This window comes from Streptomyces sp. NPDC033180, assembly GCF_055577645.1.
This window is the reverse complement of sequence record NZ_JBVIPU010000010.1, coordinates 180,950-198,572: the sequence shown is the minus strand read 5'-3', so window position 1 is coordinate 198,572 and position 17,623 is coordinate 180,950. Positions and strand designations below refer to the sequence as shown.

Below are 17,623 nucleotides of genomic sequence, written 5' to 3'. Positions count from 1 at the left end.
CATGGGACGCACCGTGCGCCATCTCTTCGTCGTCGGATGCGTGCTGCTCTGGCTGATCCCGCTCTATCTCCTCGTGGTCAACGCGCTGACGCCTGCCGCCGAGTACACGGGCAAGCCGGACTGGACGTTCCAGGGCTTCGGCCTCGTCGAGAACATCAAGACCGCCTGGAACGTGGCGGGCATCGGCGACAGCTTCCAGGCCTCGCTGCTCTACGCCGTGGTGTGCGGCCTTGCCGCCGTACTCATCGCGGCCATGGCGGCGTTCGCGGTGGTCGTCCTGCCCATCCCCAGGCCCGCGTTCTGGTTCTGGCTCATCTACTCCGGCACGCTCTTCCCGCTGCAGATGTTCCTCGCGCCGCTCTTCGGCCTGTACGCGGACGCCGATCTGTACGACACGCGGATCGGGCTCATGCTGATCTACGCCGCGTGGGCGGTGCCGTTCGCCTTCTTCCTGATCCGCAATCAGCTGACCACCATGCCACCGGAACTGACCGAGGCGGCGCTCATCGACGGCGCATCCTTCCGGCGGATCTTCTGGCGCATCCACGTCCCGCTGATGAAGGCCGGGCTCGGCGCGGCCTTCATCTTCCAGTTCACAGCCGTCTGGAACGACCTGCTCCTTGGCATCACGCTCAGCCGCAGCCCCGACGTGCAGCCGGTGATGGCGGCCCTGACCACCCTCAACAACGCCTACTCATCGACAGGACCGCCCGTCATCCTGGCCGGCGCGTTGATCGTCTCCGCGCCCACGCTCCTCCTCTTCCTGGTGTTCCGCGGCCTGTTCCTGCGCGGCGTCACCGCATCCGCCCGCTGACCTGCCTCGCTGGGAGAACCGCATGACGACACGGGCCCTCGTCCGCGCCACCGACTGGGACAACGACCGGATACGCGACAGCCTGCGCTCCTGCGTTGTCACCGCGGAGGGAAGCCTCGGCGGCAGCGCCCTGCGGCTGACGGAGGAACCGCTGCTGCGCAGGGCGGCGGACGGCGAGGGGCTGACGCAGTCCCTGCGGATCGAAGCGGTCAACGGGTGCGTCCTGCCCGCCGAGTTGACCGTCCGTACCGAGTCCGGCGCGGCCCTGCCGGTAGAGCAACTCGCCGGCCCCGGAGGCTCCGTACGCCTCATGGTCCCCGCCGTCGACACCGAAACCCGCCTCACCGTCTGCCTGCCGGGCATGACCGAGGGCATCGACGTCCGTCTCACCCCGCAGCGCGAGTGGACCCTGCACCTGGTCCACCACTCCCACCTCGACATCGGGTACACCGACCCCCAGGGCCATGTCCTGGCCGAGCACCTCTCCTTCCTCGACTCCTGTCTGGAGCTGACCCGGGCCACCGACGACTGGCCCGCCGAGTCGCAGTTCCGGTGGTGCGTCGAGTCGTTGTGGTCCTTCCGGCAGTGGGCGGAGGCCCGGCCCGCGGAGCAGGTCGAGGAGTTCGTACGCCGCGTGCGCGAAGGACGCATCGAACTGACCGCGCTGCCCTTCAACCTGCACACCGAGACCTGCTCGACGGACGAGCTGCACGAACTGCTCCGGCCTGCCCACGAAGTGCGCGACCAGCACGGCCTCACCTTCACCTCGGCCATGCAGACCGACGTGCCGGGAGCGGTCGTCGGTCTCGTCGACGCGCTGGCCGCCGCCGGAGTCAAGTACCTGTCCGTGGCGCACAACTGGGCCGGTCGCTCCGTGCCCCATCTGGTCGGCGGCGAGAAACTGCCCCGGCTCTTCCGCTGGCGTGCCCCCAGCGGCAACAGCGTCCTCGTCTGGGTCACCGACACCCCGCACGGCCTCGCCTACATGGAAGGCCCACTGCTCGGCTTCGACACCGACTACGCGGACGTCGACGATCTCCTTCCCGCCTATCTGACCTCCCTGGCCACGAACCCGTACCCCTACCGCGGCGGCATCTTCGGCTGGGCCATGGACCAGTCCGAGGTCAAGCGCGAGCCCTACCCCTGGGACGTGCTCCACCTGCGCGTGCAGGGCAAGTTCGGCGACAACGCGCCACCCCGGCGCATCATCGCCGACACCGTCCGCCGCTGGAACGAGACGTGGACCCACCCCCAGCTGCGGCTCTCCCGCAACGAGGACTTCTTCACCGACGCCGAGGCCAGGCTCGGCGACGCCATCCACACCTTCGACGGCGACTGGACCGACTGGTGGGTCGACGGAATCGGCTCCGGCGCGCGGCCGCTGTCCCTGGCCCGCACCGCCCAGTCCGTGGTCGCCGACGCCCAGACCATCGGCACGTTCGCGGGAATCCTCGGCGCCACGGGGGCCGAGGAGGACACCGCAGACGCCGCCGGGGTCTACGAGGCGGTGTCGCTCTTCGACGAGCACACCTGGGGCGCCGGCGACCCGTGGACCCACGGCGACGAGGGCGGTCACTCCGGTGAACACCAGTGGCACTGGAAGTACGGGCAGGCGATGCGCGCCCACGACGACGGGCACGCGCTCCTCGGCAGGGCGAGCGCCCGGCTCGGGCAGCGGCTCGCGGTGGCACCGGGCGCGGCGGCGACGTACCACGTCGTCAACACCTGTTCCTGGCCGCGCACGGACGTCGTACGGATCTTCCTGCCGGAGTCCAGCGTGCCCCTTGAGCAGCCGGTGGCCGTGCACGACGCCCGCAGCGGACGCCGAATCGTCCACGAGGAAGAGCCGCAGACCAACGACGACCACCGGGCCGCCGGACGGTTCCTGGTGCTGCGCGTCGACGAGGTGCCGCCCGCGGGATCGGTGCGCCTGGATATCACCGCCGACGCGGCGCGGTCCGGCGAGCGTCCCGTGGGCACGGTCGTGAAGGCCGCCACCGGCTGGAACCCGACCGGTGGCACAGAGCGCGAGGACCCGGCGGCGGCCGCGGCCGCGGCGCTCGCCCGTCCCGAGCCGACGCTCCTGGAGAACGAGCATCTCGCCGTCCGCGTGGACCTGGCGCACGCCTGCGTCGCCTCGGTCATCGACAAGGCGACCGGCCGCGAACTCGTCCGCCCTGACGCGACCGTCGGCTTCAACGCGTACATCCACGACAGCTACACCACCGCCGGAGCCTTCAACCACAACTCCAGCCGCACGACGGCATCCGACCGCCTCGAACACCTCGGCAACCGAGCCGTCGCGCCGCCCGCCGCGCTCATCGCCCGCCACTCGACGGCGAGCGCCGAATCCATCACGTACGAGACGCGCCCGGCCGGAGCCAACCGGCTGCGCACCACCCTCACCCTGCCCATGGGCGTGCCCCGCCTCGACATCGAGAACCGCCTCGACAAGGACGCGACGCTGCGCAAGGAGAGCGCCTACTTCGCGTTCCCCTTCGCCTTCGACGAGCCCGTCGTCCGAATGGAGGCCTCCGGCGGCCTTACCGGCAACTCACTGCCTGTGGTGCCGGGTTCGGCTCTCCACATGCGCGCCGTGCGCCGCTGGGTGACCCTCGCCGACGACGGGCTCGCGGTCGCCTGGGCCACGCAGGACGCACCGCTGGTGCAGTTCGGCAACATCGCGCTGCCGTACGCGCCCTTCCCGAAGACCATGGGGCACGACGAGCCCGCCACCGTCTTCTCCTGGATCCACAACAACCTGTGGGACACCAACTTCCCCAGCGAGCAGGGCTTCGAGTTCACCTTCCGCTACAGCCTGGCCTGCGGACCCACCGCCGACGGGCTCGGCCCCCGCACAGCGGCGGCCCGGAGCCGCCCGCTGCGGGCCGTGCGGGCCAGGGGAGCGGAGGGCGGCGGGCAGACGTCGCTCGCCTTCCTCGACCTCGGGGACGCGCGGGTCCGCCTGGTCGGTGCCACCGCGCCACGGCAGAGCGAGGTCCTGCTGAGGCTGCAGTCCTTCGCGGAGGAGCCGGTGGCCTGTCCGGTGCGGGCCCACTTTCCCGTCGCGGCCGCTCACAGCGCGGACTACCTGGGCAGGGCGGGACGTGAACTGGCGGTTGAGGAAGGCGCATTGGCCGTCGACGTCCCTGCGCTCGGTACGACCGCCGTGTTGTTCGTTCGCCCCTGAATCTCCCTGAAGAACCTCCGCACGAAGGAGCACGCGTGTACCGGCTCGACCCGCGTTACCCCCCGGCACCGGGGACCGTACTGACCGGTGGCTGGGACCCGGTCGCCGCCCGACTGCCGGCCGAACCGGCGATCGTGGCCGTCGAGGGGCCACCGGCCGCCGACTGGGAGACCATCGCGGCCCGGCTCACCGCCGCATGCCCCCGGCCCGTACGCACCCTCGACATCCGTACGCGTTACGCACCCCCCTGCGTGGTCCGGCGCCGCACCATGAGCGTGCCGGACGCCGACGACCCCTACTTCTGCAAGCTCGCGGAGAACTCCCTCTCCGACCTGTTCGACGAACTCCCGCGGGACGACAGCGACCTGGAGGACCTGCTCCTGGTGTACGGCCCCGGCGCCTCGCTGGTCCTGCACGACGTGCTCTGGTACGCCGACCTGCCCAAGCGGTACGCGGAGTCCGCGGTGGTGGCGGGAGAGGGCGGCAACCTCGGACTGCCGGGCGAGCGGGCCGAGTTGAAGCGGCTCTTCTACGTGGACTGGCCGATGCTCGACCGCCACCGTGACGCGATCGCCGGCCAGCTCGACGGCTGGCTGGACGTACAGGACCCCGGGCGGCCCGTGTTCCTGGACGGCGACGGCCTGCGGGCGAGTTGCGCCACCCTCGCGCGCCGCCCCGTACGCACCAGGCCGTTCTTCAACTCCACTCCATGGGGCGGACATTGGGGGCAGCGATCGCTCGGCTTCAACCCCGAAGCGCGCAACACCGCCCTCGGCTACGAACTCATCGCCCCGGAAGCGGGCATCCTCATCGGCGACGGCCCCGAGACCCAGGCGGAGATCCCCTTCCAGCTCCTGTGCGCCCTGCACCCCGACGAGGTGCTCGGCCCCGAGGCACACGCCCGCTTCGGGACGTCCTTCCCGATCCGCTTCGACTACCTGGACACCGTGGGCGGCGGCAATCTGTCGGTGCACTGCCACCCCAAGGAGCCCTACATGCGGGAGCGGTTCGGCTGGCACTACACGCAGCACGAGACGTACTACATGACGCTCGGCAGCGCGGACACGCGCGTCTATCTCGGCCTGCGCGAGGACGCCGACCTCGCCCTCTTCCGCAAGGAGATCGAAGAGGCGGCGCACGACGGGGTGCCGATGGACCCCGCGGACCACGTCATGACGTTCCCGGCCGAACAGGGCAGGCTCTTCATGATCCCGGCGGGCACCCCGCACGCGAGTGGCGCCGGAAACCTCGTCCTTGAGATCAGCGCGACCCCGTACCTGTACAGCCTGCGCTTCTACGACTGGCTGCGGCCCGACGCCGACGGAAATCCGCGTCCCCTGCCCTACGAACACGGCCTGACCAACCTGGAGACGGAGCGGCGCGGCGAAGCGGTGACGCGCGATCTGGTGCAGGAGCCGTACGTCCTGCGGCGCGGGGACGGCTGGTGCGAGGAACTGCTCGGCGCGCTGGACGAGATGTTCTACGAGGTGCGGCGCTACGCACTCGACGCGGATGCCGTCGCCGCGGACGACACGGCGGGACGGTTCCACGTCCTGAACGTGGTGGAGGGGGAGGGGATCACCGTGCTGACCTCGACGGGGGAGCGGCACACGCTGGCATACGCGGAGACGCTGACAGTGCCCGCGGCGGTCGGCGGCTACCGCCTTCAGTCGCGGGGCGGACCGGCGAAGGTGGTGAAGGCACTCGTGCGCGACCGCCGCGGCGCGGGCGCGGGGCACTGGTGAGAGCCGTCCTGGAGATCGGCGGCACCCATGTCACCGCCGCCCTGGTGGACCCGTTGCGCACCCGGGTGAGGCGTCGCGTCCGGCGGCCGCTCGACGCGCGGGGCAACGCCGAGCACATACTCGGCGCGGTCGTGCGCTGCGCCGGGGATCTCCAGGTGCCCGCAGGGCAGGTGTGGGGCGCCGCCGTACCGGGGCCCTTCGACCACGAGAAGGGGATCGCCCGCTTCGAGGGCGTGGGCAAGTTCGACGACCTGTACGGCGTCGACGTGCGCTCGGTGCTGCTCGACGGAGTGTGGCCGAGGCCCGCCGACGTCGTGTTCCTGAACGACGCGCACGCGTTCCTCCTCGGGGAGTGGAGCGCGGGAGCCGCGGCCGGCCATCGGCGCTGTGTGGGCATCACCCTGGGGACGGGGGTGGGGTCGGCCTTCCTCGCGGACGGCGTCGTGTGCGGGGAAGGCCCGGGGGTGCCGCCCGAGGGACGCGTCGACCTGCTGCGCCGGGCCGGCATGCCCCTGGAGCACACCGTTTCGCGGCGGGCGATCCTCGCCCGCTACGGCGGCGACCACGGGGTGGACGTGCGGGACATCGCCGTGCGTGCGCGGGAGGGCGAGCCATGGGCAGCGCAGGTTCTTGACGAGGCCCTCGCGGCCTTGGGTACTGTCCTCGCCCCGTGTGTACGTGACTTCGGCGCGTCCGCGGTCGTCGTCGGCGGGGCCATGGCGCAGTCCTGGGACCTGGTCGGCCCGGCCCTGCGCACCGGACTCGGGGATACTCCGGTGGGGCCGCGCCCCGGCACGCTGGGCGCGGACGCGGCGCTGATCGGGACGGCCGAGTATGTGGGGGCTGCCGGGCGGTGAGGCGGCCCCCGGGAAAGGACACACATGACGATGCCGGAACCGCGTCCCCCCGTGGACGGTCCGCCCACCCTGCGGGATGTCGCCGAGCGGGTGGGCGTCAGCGCGATGACCGCGTCCAGGGCCCTGCGCGACGACCCGCGCGTGCTGCCCGCCACCCGGGAGCGCATCCGCTCCGCCGCGGCGGAGCTGGGCTACCGGCCCAACGAGATGGCCCGCAGCCTCCGTCTGGGGCGCGGCACGGGCCTGGTCGGACTCGTCGTCACGAACCTCGCCAACCCCTTCTACTCGCGGTTCGCCCTCGGCGTCGACTCCGTGATCGCGGGCGACGGCTTCAAGACCGTCATCGGGAACACCGGTCAGGACCTGGACAGCGAGCGTGAACTCGTCGCCGACCTGGTGGCCCGCCGTGTCGACGGCATCATCGCCGTCCCCGCCGCGGCCGATCAGCGCCACCTCGCCGCCGCGGTGGCCGACGGCGTACCGGTGGTGCTCGCAAGCCGGCCGCCCGAAGGCTTCGAGGCCGACTGCGTCCTGGTCGACGACTTCGGCGGGGCGCGCGCCGCCACCGCCCGGCTGATCAGCCGCGGCCACCGCCGGATCGGCTTTCTCGGCTCACCGCCCGCCGTCTACACCGGCACCGAGCGCCTGCGCGGGTACGCTGCGGCCCTCGCCGCACATGGCATCCCCTTCGACGAACACTACGTACGGCGAGGACAGACCGAACCGCGCGAGGCCCGGCGGGCGGCGGCCGGGCTCCTGGCACTGCCCGAGCCGCCCACCGCGCTGTTCTGCTCCAACAACCGCAACACGATCGGGGCGTTCCGCGCTCTGCGCGCGTCCGGCACCGACACCGCGCTCGCGGGGTTCGACGACTTCGAACTGGCCGACGCGCTCGGCCTGCCCCTCACCCTCGTCGCGTACGACAGCGACGAACTCGGCCGGACGGCGGGCAGGCTCCTCGCCGACCGGATGCGGGGCAGGGAGCCCGACCCGGCCGGAAAACCGGAGCCGGGCCCCGCGCGACGCATCGTGACGCCCACCAGCCTGGTGGAGTACGGCAGTTGAGGGTCGCGGCGGCCGGCCGGTCGCCGCTTCTACGCCTGGCCGCCCGGCGTCGGCTCCGACTCGGCGCCCGCGCGGCGGCGTTGGCGCGAGGCCCGCAGGTTCGCGGCGTTTCCGCAGCCGCGGGTGGAGTGCCAGACGCCGCTGTTGTTGCGGGAGCGGTCGTAGAACGCCGTGGCGCAGCGTTCGTTGCGGCAGATCTTCAGGCGCCGCCACTCTCCGGTGGTCTGGGCGAGCAGTGCCTCGCACAGCACGGCGGACGTCAGCCAGCGCCAGCCCTCGCCCTCGGGCTCGGTGGTCACGGCGGCGTCGCCGTGCAGGTTGACCTGGAGGGCGCAGGAGGTGAAGCGTGCGGTCTCGCCGCTCGCTGTGCCGCACCGGGAGAGCAGGGCCCGGCGCAGCTGTTCGCGCAGCTGTCGCAGCTTGGGCAGGTCCTCATCGGTGAGGATGAGCCGCACCGCCGTGCGCCCCGTCTTCTCGGCCCAGGTGGGCAGCGCCACGGAAATCCAGTCCTGAGCGGCGGCCACGTCGTCGAGGAGATCGGCTTCGGGGACGCCGCAGGAGGGCGCGGTGTTCAGGATGTCCTGCACGAGCCCCAGGCCGCCGGGGACGGCGGTGGGGAAGTAGCGCTCGGTGGCAGGCCAGGTCATGCGCCCATCGTACGCGACCGCGGGCGACAGCAGCGTATGGACTTGGCTGCTGTCCCCCGGCGGTGGTCGATCAGGCCAGGCTCTTCAGCAGCGACCTGTCGAAGGGCAGCGCCTCGGCGAGCCGGCTCTGCAGGGCCTTGGCCGCCCACTCCGGGTCGGCGATGAGAGCGCGGCCCACCGCCACGAGGTCGAACTCGTCCCGCTCCAGGCGGTCGATGAGCGGTTCGATGCCGGTGGAGGCGGACGGCGCGGCCCAGCCCTTGGGGCCGATGAACTCCTGGTCGAGGCCGACCGAGCCCACGGTGACCACGGGCTTGCCGGACACCTTCTTCACCCAGCCCGCGAGGTTGAGGTCGCTGCCGTCGAACTCCGGGAGCCAGTAGCGGCGCGTGGAGGCGTGCAGTACGTCCACACCCGCGTTCACCAGCGGGGTGAGCAGGCTCTCCAGTTCCTCGGGGGACTCGGCAAGCTGCGCGTCGTAGCTGCCGGCCTTCCACTGCGACAGCCGGAAGAACACGGGGAAGTCGGGCGAGACGGCGCCTCGCACGGCCGCGACGATCTCGGCGGCGAAGCGGGTGCGGGCCTGGATGCCGCCGCCGTAGCCGTCCGTGCGCCGGTTGGTGCGCTCCCAGAGGAACTGGTCGATCAAGTAGCCGTGTGCGCCGTGCAGTTCGATGCCGTCGAATCCGATGCGCTCGGCGGCGGCAGCGGCGTCGGCGAAGGCCCGGATCACGTCGTCGAGGTCCTCGGACGTCAGCGCGCTGCCCTTCGGCTGCCCGTCCAGGCCGATCCCGGAGGGACCCGCCGCGGGAGCGGACGGCACCGGACCCTTGCCCTCGTCACGCGTGATGCCGACGTGCCACAGCTGCGGAATGATCTTCCCGCCCGCAGCGTGCACGGCGTCGACCACCTTGCGCCAGCCTTCGAGCGCGTCGTCGCCGTAGAAGCGCGGGACCCGGTCGCTCGTACCGGCCGACGCGTGATCGACGTACGTCCCCTCGGTGATGATCAGACCGACGCCGGCGGCGGCCCGGCGGGCGTAGTACTCCGCCACGTCCGCGCCCGGGACGCCGCCCGGTGAGAACTCCCTGGTCATGGGCGCCATCACGATGCGGTTGGGCAGGGTGAGGCTGCCGACGCTGAAGGGGCGGTCGAGGGTCTCGGGGGTGCGCGCGGTCTGGGAAGCCGAGGTCATGTGTCCTCCTGGCAGGGAACGAGGGAGCGATCTCCAGTGATGGATGACGTAAGCGTACGCGCTTTGCCCATGTCGCTATCCACGGGGCCCCAGGGCGGGAGCGAACCGCGGACCCGCCCGTGACCCCGGCGGACCGCCCACCGCGCTCGCGGACGGCGGGAGCCTTAGCGTGAGAGCCATGTGCTGGAGCGCGACGGCCGATCTCGTGGCAGGCGTGGGTGTCGCCGCCGTGGGGGTCGCCTGCGTGACCCGGGCGGCCCGTGGCGGCCGGCCCCGCGATCTGCCGATCGCCGCGCTCCCGCTGCTGCTCGGCGCCCACCAGATCATCGAGTCCGGGGTCTGGCGGAACGGCGGCGGCACGGGACCCGTCACCGTCGCCTGGGCCGTGATCGCCCTTCCCCTGCTCGCCCTGTGGGTGCCCGTGGCGGTGCTGTGCGCGGCTCCGCCGAGCGCCCGCCGTCGCCTGATGATCCCCCTCGCGGCGGGCATCGCGACGGCGGCGGCTCTCTCCTCCTACCTGGCGAACCGCACCGTGACGGCCGAGATCCGCGGCCACACGGTCGGATACGCGCTCGGCCTGCCGCAGCCCGAGCTCGTCATCGCCGGATATCTCTTCGCCACGGTCGGCTCCCTCCTCCTGTCCGGCGACCGGGGCCTTGTCCTCTTCGGTGTCCTGGTCGCCGTCGGGGCGGCGGTGTGCGTGCTGCTGTGGCGAAGCGAGTACATCTCCACGTGGTGCGCGTTCGCGGCGGTGTGCTCTGTGCTCCTGTACTTCTGGGTCAGAAGGCGTTCTCGTCCAGTTCGAGCGCGGTCCGGTCCAGGCTCTCCAGGAGCGTGAACTGGGCGTCCGTCTTGGGAAGTTCATGGCGGAAGAAGTAGCGGCAGGCGCCGCGCTTGCCCACGTGGACGTCCTCGGTGCCGCGCTCGGCCGCCAGCAGCTGCTCCAGCCACATCCAGGCGACGACCACGTGACCGACCGCCTCGAGGTAGACGCTCGCGTTGGCGAGCGCCGTCCGCGGGTCCCCGGTCGACCAGAGCTTCCCGGTCGCGGTCGCCACACGCTGTACGGAGGCGTCGAGGGCGGCCGCGTACTCGGCGGCGTCACCACCGGCAGCCGTCGCGCGGGCGGTCGTGCGCGTGATGCGCTCGCCGAGCAGCGCGAGGCCCGCGCCGCCGGCCATGACGACCTTGCGACCGAGCAGATCGAGGCCGTGGATGCCGTGCGTGCCCTCGTGGATGGGGTTCAGGCGGTTGTCGCGGTAGAACTGCTCCACGTTGTACTCGCGCGTGTAGCCGTAGCCGCCGTGCACCTGGATCGCCAGGTTGTTGGCCTCCAGGCACCACTGCGAAGGCCAGCTCTTGGCGATCGGCGTCAGCACGTCGAGCAGCAGCTTCGCCTCGTCGCGCGCCTGCGGCGAAGTACCGGTGTTCTGCTCGTCGAGCAGCCGCCCGCAGTAGAGATTGAGGGCCAACGCGCCCTCCACGTACGCCTTCTGGGCGAGGAGCATCCTGCGTACGTCGGCGTGCGCGATGATCGGGACCTGCGCTGATGCCGGGTCCTTGGCGGTGACCGGGCGGCCCTGCGGGCGGGTGCGCGCGTAGTCCAGGGCGTGCAGATAGCCGGTGTAGCCGAGCGCGGTGGCGCCCAGGCCCACGCCGATCCGGGCCTCGTTCATCATGTGGAACATGTACGCGAGCCCGCGGTTGGCCTCCCCTATGAGATGGCCGACCGCGCCGGGCTCACCGCCGGGACGGTGGACGCCCTCGCCGAAGTTGAGAAGGGTGTTGGTCGTCCCTCGGTAGCCCATCTTGTGGTTGAGGCCCGCGAGCACGACGTCATTGCGCTCGCCGAGCGAGCCGTCCTCGCCGACGAGTACCTTCGGCACGATGAACAGCGAAAGCCCCTTCACGCCGGGCGGACCGCCGGGGACACGCGCGAGCACCAGATGCACGATGTTCTCCGAAAGCTCGTGCTCGCCGCCGGAGATCCACATCTTGTTCCCGAACAGACGGTACGTCCCGTCGTCCTGAGCCTCGGCCCGCGTCCCCACATCGGCGAGCGACGAACCGGCCTGCGGCTCCGAGAGGCACATCGTCCCCAGGAAGCGGCCCTCCACCATGGGTCGAACGTAGGTGTCGATCTGCTCCTTGGAGGCGTGCGCGAGGAGCAGATTGGCGTTGCCCATGGTCAGGAACGGATACGCGGCCGTGCCGACGTTCGCCGCCTGGAACCACGCGAAGCAGGCCTGCGCCACCACGGCCGGCAGCTGACCGCCGCCGATCTCTTGATCCATCGCGGCGGCCAGGAGCCCCGAGTCCCCGAAGACCCGAAGGGCCTCCTTGACCTCGGGGATGACGTGCACCCGCTCGCCGTCGAAGGTGGGCTCCTGGGCGTCGTTCTTCTTGTTGTGCGGGGCGAAGTGCCGCGTGGCGATCTGCTCGCTCAGCTCGAGCGCGGCGTCGAAGGTCTCGCGCGAGTGGTCCGCGTAGCGCTCCCGGCCGGTGAGGGCGGGGACGTCGAGCCACTCGTACAGCAGGAACTCGAGGTCACGACGGGACAGGAGCAGGGATGCCATGCGGATTCTCCATGCGGTGACGGCGGTACCGATCCCGGGGCAGGGAGCCCCGCACACCCGATACTAAGCGGTTGCTTATGGGGTTTGTCGAGGGCGGCCCGTGACGCGGGGCTCAGCCCGCCGTGTCCCCCTGGTAGGCGGCGGCGCGCGCCGCCTCGAACAGTGCCGTGACGTCCTGGCCCGTGAGCCCCGCCGACCGCGCCTGCTCCATCCACTCCGTCAGCGCGGTCTGCAGGGGGGAGTCGGGACCCGCCTGCGGGCGGGCGAGTGAGCGGGTGATGAAGGTGCCGGCCCCCTGGCGCACCTCGGCGAGGCCCGCACGCTCCAGCTCGCGGTAGGCCTTGAGCGTCGTGTTCGGGTTGACCTTCGTGGCCGCGGCCACCTGCGCGGCCGTCGGCAGCCGGTCGCCCTCCACCAACGCGCCCATGCGCAGGGCCTGTTCGACCTGGCGCACGATCTGGAGATACGTGGCCACACCGCTGCGCCGGTCGATGCGGAATTCGACCACTGTCCCCACTCTCTGCTCGTTTGCGGACACTTTACGTACTCGCTGCCATCCGCCTTCTAGAGGGGCCGCCGCGAAGCCCACCACAGGACGAAGACGGCCACGGCGGCGGTCGCGCCGAGCAGCAGGGCGGCGCCGGTCCACTGCATGCTTGGCATCTGGTCGTAGCCGAAGTACTCGACCACGTTGTTGACGATCCCGTGCTCCTTGGCGCAGGCGGTGCTGGCCTTCTCGGTCGCTTCGACGCAGGTGCTCCAGGGGTGGAGCTGCCCGTCCGCGGTGCCGACCCAGCGGTCCGCCTCCACGACGCTGCTGCTGTTGACCAGGTCGGGCGTGTCGGCGTTCAGCGGCCACGTGATCACGCGCGGTCCTGCGAGGTGGTCGCGGAGCTGGCCCCAGGCCACCTGGACGACCAGGGCGAAGAAGAAGGTGGTCAGCATGGCGGGCAGCACCCGGCGCATCAGCATGCCGATCGCGATGCCGCTGATGGTGAGGAAGAGGGAGAGCGACGCGAGGACGGGGCCCGTGGTGTCGAAGACCGAGCCCGAGAGCCACTCCGAGAGGAGGAGGTCGCGGTAGGGCTCCCACCACCAGAAGAACAGCGTGGAGAGTACGAGGGTGGCCACGAGGACGAGTGAGAGACACCAGGTCAGCTTGGCCGCGAGCCAGCGGCGGCGCTGCACCGACTGCGTGGTGACCAGGTGCGCGGTGCCGTGTTCCTGGTCGCCCGCGATCAGCGGTGCGCCGATGAAGACGCCGAGGACGACGGGCAGGGCGCCGAGCGCCTGGGTGATGTACTCGTAGCTCTGCGGGGCCTGCGACAGACTGACGTCCTTGTCGGGCCAGCCCATCCCGGCGAGCATGTCGGCCATCTCGCCGCGCTCGTAGCTGATCGTGGCCGCGCCGAGCACGACCAGGGCGAGGACGATCCACGTCGTGGTGCGGTGCTGGCGCAGGACGAGCCAGGTGAGCCCGTGCAGCAGCCCCGGCTTCTTGGCGGACTGCCCCGTGCGCGGCTGCTCGGTCAGGGTGGTGCTCATGCGGCGGCGATCCCCTCGGCCTCGATACGTGCGTCGTGTGTGAACAGCGGCTCCGCGTCCGGTGAGCGAAGGTGGGCGAGCAGGATCTCCTCCAGGCTCGGTTCGGAGACCTCCCAGTCCGGGGCCAGTGGGCCGCTCGGGCGCAGGAGGGCTCGGAACTGTCGCCCCTGGAGCCGGAATTCGACCACCGTGTGCGGGGCGAGGTCCGCGGGCATAGAGCCGTCGGGCGCGAGCCCTGTCACCAAGGCGTGGGCCGGGACCAGCTCCTCGGTGTCGCCCGCCATCCTGATCCGGCCGTCCGCGACGACCAGGAGGTAGTCGCACATGTCCTCCAGCTCGGAGAGCATGTGGGAGGACATCACCACCGTGGTGCCGCGCTCGACGGCCTCGGACATCAGCAGGGAGCTCATCTCGTCCCGGGCCAGCGGGTCGAGGTCTGCCATCGGCTCGTCGAGCAGCAGCAGATCAGGCCGCTTGCCGAAGGCGAGCGCGAAGGCGACGCGGGTGCGCTGGCCGCCGGAGAGGGTGGCGACCTTGGCGTTCATCGGGACGTTGCCGGAGCGCACGATCCGCTCGGCGGCGGCCATGTCCCAGGCCGGGTTGAGCTCGCTGCCCATCCGCAGCGTCTCGGCCACGGTGAACCGCTTGAACAGCGGCTTGTCCTGCGAGAGGAAGGCGAAGCGGGGCATCGCGGCCGGGTCGTCCACCGGCACACCGAAGATGCGCAGCTCGCCCTCGGTCGGGGTCACCAAGCGGGTCGCGAGCCCCAACAGGGTGCTCTTTCCGGCGCCGTTGGGTCCCACGAGACCGCAGATCCGCCCGGCGGGCAGCCGGAAGGAGCAGTCGCGCAGCGCCCAGCCGCGGCGATAGCGCTTGCCCAGGCCGCGGGCCTCGAGCGCGGTCGCGCCCCGGGGTCCGGCGGCCTCGGTGGGGTCGGCAAGGGTCATGTCCACGCGCGCCTCTCTAGATTCCATTAAACAATTAATGGAATCATGATCTGCGCGGTGCGGACCTGTCAAACCCCCTCCGGGTCGCCGTGCCGGTCCGCTACTGCATCGACTTCGTGGGCGCCGCGGCCTCGCGCTGGTGCGGGATCAGCCCCGGCGGCAGCTCGCCCTGCTGCACGTTCACCGTCCTGACCGGCGCTGGCACCCGGATGCCCTCGGCGCGGTAGCGCTGGTGGAGCTGCTTGATGAACTCGTGCTTGATGCGGTACTGGTCGCTGAACTCGCCGACGCCCAGGATCACCGTGAAGCTGATCCTGGAGTCGCCGAACGTGTGGAAACGCACGGCCGGTTCGTGGTCGGGAAGGGCGCCGTCGACATCCTTCATGACGTTCTCCACGACCTCGGTGGTGACGCGCTCCACCTGCTCCAGGTCGCTGTCGTAGCTGACGCCGACCTGGACCATGATCGACAGATCCTGCTCGGGCCGGCTGAAGTTGGTCATGTTGGTGCCCGCGAGCTGGGCGTTGGGAATGATGACAAGGTTGTTCGACAGCTGGCGCACCACCGTGTTGCGCCAGTTGATGTCGACGACATAGCCCTCCTCGCCGCTGCTGAGCCGGATGTAGTCGCCCGGCTGCACCGTCTTGGCGGCGAGGATGTGTACGCCCGCGAAGAGGTTGGCCAGGGTGTCCTGGAGAGCCAGCGCCACCGCGAGGCCGCCCACGCCGAGCGCCGTGAGCAGCGGGGCTATGGAGACGCCGAGCGTCTGCAGGACGACGAGGAAGCCCATCGCGAGCACGACGACACGGGTGATGTTGACGAAGATCGTCGCCGAGCCCGCGACCCCCGACCTGGACTGCGCGAGGGACTTCACCAGCGTGGTGACCACGCGGGCCGCCGTCAGGGTCGCGGCCAGGACGAGAAGGGCGGTCAGCGTCATCGTGACGTTGCGGCCGGTCCTGGGGGTGAGCGGAAGGGCCGCGGCGGCGACTGCCGCGCCCGCGGTGATCGCCGCGCAGGGGACCAGCGTGCGCACGGCGTCGACGATGACGTCGTCCCCGCTCCACCGGGTCCTGCTGGCCCGTTCACCCAGCCACCGCAGGATCATGCGCAGCAGCAGACCCGCCGCGATACCGGCGATCACCGCGATACCGGCGGTGATCAGGTCGTGCCATGTGAGGGCTCGCTCCATCAGTTCAGTCTCCAGGTTGTGCGGTCGCGCCGGACGTATGTTCGCGGTCCGGCGCGAGCGTCATCCTGCCCCATGGGTACGGCGCCGTTGCCGGGGGCCCGCGCCCAGCTTGCCCTCAACTGACCGGGCGCAGGGCGATATCCGACATCCCGCGCCGAATCACCTGACTTCCGGTCAGGCGGCTACGGCTTGCGGCCCACTCCCGCGTACAGCGGCACCGGTGTGCCGTTGTCGACCTCGTCGACGCCCAGCTCGGGATGCCAGTCCGGCAGCCACGCGACGCCCGGGTCGAGCAGCTCCAGGCCGTCGAAGAACCGCTCCACCTCCGGGCGAGCCCGCGGTGCGAGCGTGACGCCGCCCGCCTTGTACATCTCCACCGCCTGCCGCGTCCGTTCAGGGTCGAAGTCGCCCGCCATCTGGGACAGGACCAGGTGACTGCCGGGCGCCAGGGCGGACACGAGCCGCTCCACGATGTCGCGGGCACCGTCGTCGTCACTGATGAAGTGCAGCAGCGCGATCAGGGAGAGAGCGATCGGCTGCCCGAAGTCCAGTACGCCCTCGGCCTGTTCGAGGATCCTGTCCGGCTCGCGCGCGTCCACCTGGAGGAACTCCGTCGCCCCCTCGGGCGTCCCCCGCAACAGCGCCTCCGCGTGCGCGAGGACGATCGGATCATTGTCCACGTACACGACGCGCGCCTCGGGGGCGGCCGACTGGGCGATGCGGTGGAGGTTCGGCTCGGTGGGAATGCCGGTGCCGATGTCCAGGAACTGGCGTATCCCCTCCTCGCCCGCGAGGCGCCGCGTGGCGCGCTGCATGAACCAACGGTTGTGCTGGGCGCAGTACTTGGTCTGCGGTTCGAGCGAGACGATCTGACGCCCGAGCTCCTCGTCCACCGGGTAGTTGTCCTTGCCGCCCAGGAACCAGTCGTAGACCCGGGCGGGGTGCGGTTTGCTGGTGTCGATCGGCTGGGTCTCGGGCGGCGGAATCGCGGGCATGCGTCAACTCCCATGGTGGCGGCGGGCGTTCGGGCGCACGGTGGCGTGCGTCCGGTCATCGTGCCCGCTCGGCCCACCGGGCTCAAGCGCCGCTCGGGCCCCTCAGCAGACTGCCCGCGCCCGGCACGTGCGGCGGCAGGCCCAGTTCGGTCAGGACGCGGTACGCCGTCGCGGTGGCCGCGGAGAGGACGGGCAGGCCGGCCGCGTCCTCCACCACCTGGATCGACGCCAGCGAAGGCATCTGCACACACGCGGAGAGGACGAGCGCGTCGGCGCGGCCCAGGTCCACACGGCGCCAGTGCTCGCGAAGATCGGCGGGGTCGAGCCGGGCGACCGCCAGATTGTCCGGCACCTCCAGGCTGAGCGCGTCCACGACCTCGATCCCGGCGTCCTCGATGTACTCGGCGACCAGTCGCGTGAGCGGTTTCATGTACGGGGTGATGATCGCGACCCGCCCGGCGCCGACCGCCTTGATGCCGTCGAGGAGGGCGCCCGCGCTGGAGATCACCGGCGCCTGCGCGCCCTCGGAGCGCAGGGCGGCGGTGATCTCGTCCTCCGCCGCGCAGTGGTGGCCCGGGCCCTGCGCCATGATCGCGACGAGGCAGGCAGTGGCGACCACATCGGGCCTGGCGTCGGCGAGTTCGAGCGCGGCGCGCTCGGTCTGCGCGTTCATGGCCTTCAGCTGCTCGGGCGTCACGTGCTTCATCCGCATCCGGCTGCTGTGGAAGACGAACCGATCCTGCGGGGCCACGGACTCGCGGTCGCGCAGCATGCGCGGCAGCTCCGTCTCCATCGTCAGATTCGAGCTGGGTACGATCATGCCGACGTGGTGGTCGGTCACGGTCGTCGCGGTCG

15 protein-coding genes are annotated in these 17,623 nt (G+C 71.2%); 6 read left to right on the top strand and 9 right to left on the bottom strand.

Annotation, left to right across the window (positions count from 1 at the left end; translation table 11 throughout):
* The first annotated feature begins 1 nt into the window (after position 1).
* The 5 genes from ACZ5WE_RS25825 to ACZ5WE_RS25805 are packed head-to-tail and all read left to right on the top strand — an operon-like array spanning position 2 to position 7,671.
* Positions 2-814 (top strand): carbohydrate ABC transporter permease, encoded by an 813-nt coding sequence (locus tag ACZ5WE_RS25825; protein WP_467692502.1) that lies wholly within the window; start codon positions 2-4, stop codon positions 812-814.
* Positions 815-836: 22 nt separating this feature from the next.
* Entirely contained in the window at positions 837-4,004 is a 3,168-nt protein-coding gene (locus tag ACZ5WE_RS25820) for a glycoside hydrolase family 38 N-terminal domain-containing protein (protein ID WP_467692504.1), read from the top strand.
* A 35-nt stretch (positions 4,005-4,039) separates the two neighbouring features.
* Complete coding sequence (locus ACZ5WE_RS25815; RefSeq protein WP_467692505.1) at positions 4,040-5,749, top strand: class I mannose-6-phosphate isomerase; 1,710 nt, start codon at positions 4,040-4,042, stop codon at positions 5,747-5,749.
* The gene (locus ACZ5WE_RS25810) at positions 5,746-6,606 is read left to right on the top strand and encodes an ROK family protein (protein ID WP_467692506.1); all 861 of its coding nucleotides are present in this window, start codon (positions 5,746-5,748) and stop codon (positions 6,604-6,606) included. Before ACZ5WE_RS25815 ends, ACZ5WE_RS25810 begins: the two co-directional genes overlap by 4 nt.
* A 30-nt stretch (positions 6,607-6,636) precedes the next feature.
* Positions 6,637-7,671, top strand: coding sequence for a LacI family DNA-binding transcriptional regulator (locus ACZ5WE_RS25805; protein ID WP_467692815.1), 1,035 nt, complete (start codon positions 6,637-6,639; stop codon positions 7,669-7,671).
* 29 nt (positions 7,672-7,700) lie between these two features.
* Here the strand turns inward: ACZ5WE_RS25805 and ACZ5WE_RS25800 are convergent, their stop codons facing one another.
* Both ACZ5WE_RS25800 and ACZ5WE_RS25795 read right to left on the bottom strand, forming a co-directional pair.
* The gene (locus tag ACZ5WE_RS25800; RefSeq protein ID WP_467692507.1) at positions 7,701-8,318 is read right to left on the bottom strand and encodes a CGNR zinc finger domain-containing protein; all 618 of its coding nucleotides are present in this window, start codon (positions 8,316-8,318) and stop codon (positions 7,701-7,703) included.
* Between the two features lie 70 nt (positions 8,319-8,388).
* Positions 8,389-9,513, bottom strand: a complete 1,125-nt coding sequence (locus tag ACZ5WE_RS25795) for an NADH:flavin oxidoreductase (RefSeq protein WP_467692508.1) — start codon at positions 9,511-9,513, stop codon at positions 8,389-8,391.
* A gap of 178 nt (positions 9,514-9,691) precedes the next feature.
* Between ACZ5WE_RS25795 and ACZ5WE_RS25790 the strand changes: the two genes are divergently transcribed.
* Complete coding sequence (locus tag ACZ5WE_RS25790; protein ID WP_467692509.1) at positions 9,692-10,351, top strand: DUF6629 family protein; 660 nt, start codon at positions 9,692-9,694, stop codon at positions 10,349-10,351.
* Here the strand turns inward: ACZ5WE_RS25790 and ACZ5WE_RS25785 are convergent.
* The 7 genes from ACZ5WE_RS25785 to ACZ5WE_RS25755 form a co-directional block, all read right to left on the bottom strand.
* A complete protein-coding gene (locus ACZ5WE_RS25785) occupies positions 10,293-12,089 on the bottom strand; it encodes an acyl-CoA dehydrogenase (RefSeq protein ID WP_467692511.1) in 1,797 nt (598 codons plus the stop codon). The two genes, ACZ5WE_RS25790 and ACZ5WE_RS25785, sit on opposite strands and share 59 nt — an antisense overlap.
* A gap of 112 nt (positions 12,090-12,201) precedes the next feature.
* On the bottom strand, positions 12,202-12,606 hold the full coding sequence (locus ACZ5WE_RS25780; protein ID WP_467692513.1) for a GntR family transcriptional regulator: 405 nt from the start codon (positions 12,604-12,606) through the stop codon (positions 12,202-12,204).
* A gap of 47 nt (positions 12,607-12,653) precedes the next feature.
* Positions 12,654-13,634 carry an ABC transporter permease gene (locus ACZ5WE_RS25775; protein ID WP_467692515.1) on the bottom strand — a complete coding sequence of 327 codons (981 nt, stop codon included), beginning with the start codon at positions 13,632-13,634 and terminating at the stop codon, positions 12,654-12,656.
* Positions 13,631-14,581 (bottom strand): ABC transporter ATP-binding protein, encoded by a 951-nt coding sequence (locus ACZ5WE_RS25770; RefSeq protein ID WP_467692817.1) that lies wholly within the window; start codon positions 14,579-14,581, stop codon positions 13,631-13,633. Before ACZ5WE_RS25770 ends, ACZ5WE_RS25775 begins: the two co-directional genes overlap by 4 nt.
* A gap of 100 nt (positions 14,582-14,681) precedes the next feature.
* Positions 14,682-15,773 carry a mechanosensitive ion channel family protein gene (locus tag ACZ5WE_RS25765; RefSeq protein ID WP_467692517.1) on the bottom strand — a complete coding sequence of 364 codons (1,092 nt, stop codon included), beginning with the start codon at positions 15,771-15,773 and terminating at the stop codon, positions 14,682-14,684.
* Between the two features lie 182 nt (positions 15,774-15,955).
* Positions 15,956-16,768 carry an SAM-dependent methyltransferase gene (locus tag ACZ5WE_RS25760; protein ID WP_467692519.1) on the bottom strand — a complete coding sequence of 271 codons (813 nt, stop codon included), beginning with the start codon at positions 16,766-16,768 and terminating at the stop codon, positions 15,956-15,958.
* A gap of 82 nt (positions 16,769-16,850) precedes the next feature.
* A complete protein-coding gene (locus tag ACZ5WE_RS25755) occupies positions 16,851-17,609 on the bottom strand; it encodes a maleate cis-trans isomerase family protein (RefSeq protein ID WP_467692818.1) in 759 nt (252 codons plus the stop codon).
* Positions 17,610-17,623: the final 14 nt, after the last annotated feature.

Coding starts and splice junctions, on each gene's coding strand:
- ACZ5WE_RS25825 (WP_467692502.1), top strand. CDS start 2: ATGGGACGCACCGTGCGCCATCTCTTCGTCGTCGGATGCGTGCTGCTC.
- ACZ5WE_RS25820 (WP_467692504.1), top strand. CDS start 837: ATGACGACACGGGCCCTCGTCCGCGCCACCGACTGGGACAACGACCGG.
- ACZ5WE_RS25805 (WP_467692815.1), top strand. CDS start 6,637: ATGCCGGAACCGCGTCCCCCCGTGGACGGTCCGCCCACCCTGCGGGAT.
- ACZ5WE_RS25800 (WP_467692507.1), bottom strand. CDS start 8,318: ATGACCTGGCCTGCCACCGAGCGCTACTTCCCCACCGCCGTCCCCGGC.
- ACZ5WE_RS25795 (WP_467692508.1), bottom strand. CDS start 9,513: ATGACCTCGGCTTCCCAGACCGCGCGCACCCCCGAGACCCTCGACCGC.
- ACZ5WE_RS25790 (WP_467692509.1), top strand. CDS start 9,692: ATGTGCTGGAGCGCGACGGCCGATCTCGTGGCAGGCGTGGGTGTCGCC.
- ACZ5WE_RS25785 (WP_467692511.1), bottom strand. CDS start 12,089: ATGGCATCCCTGCTCCTGTCCCGTCGTGACCTCGAGTTCCTGCTGTAC.
- ACZ5WE_RS25775 (WP_467692515.1), bottom strand. CDS start 13,634: ATGAGCACCACCCTGACCGAGCAGCCGCGCACGGGGCAGTCCGCCAAG.
- ACZ5WE_RS25770 (WP_467692817.1), bottom strand. CDS start 14,581: ATGACCCTTGCCGACCCCACCGAGGCCGCCGGACCCCGGGGCGCGACC.
- ACZ5WE_RS25765 (WP_467692517.1), bottom strand. CDS start 15,773: ATGGAGCGAGCCCTCACATGGCACGACCTGATCACCGCCGGTATCGCG.
- ACZ5WE_RS25760 (WP_467692519.1), bottom strand. CDS start 16,768: ATGCCCGCGATTCCGCCGCCCGAGACCCAGCCGATCGACACCAGCAAA.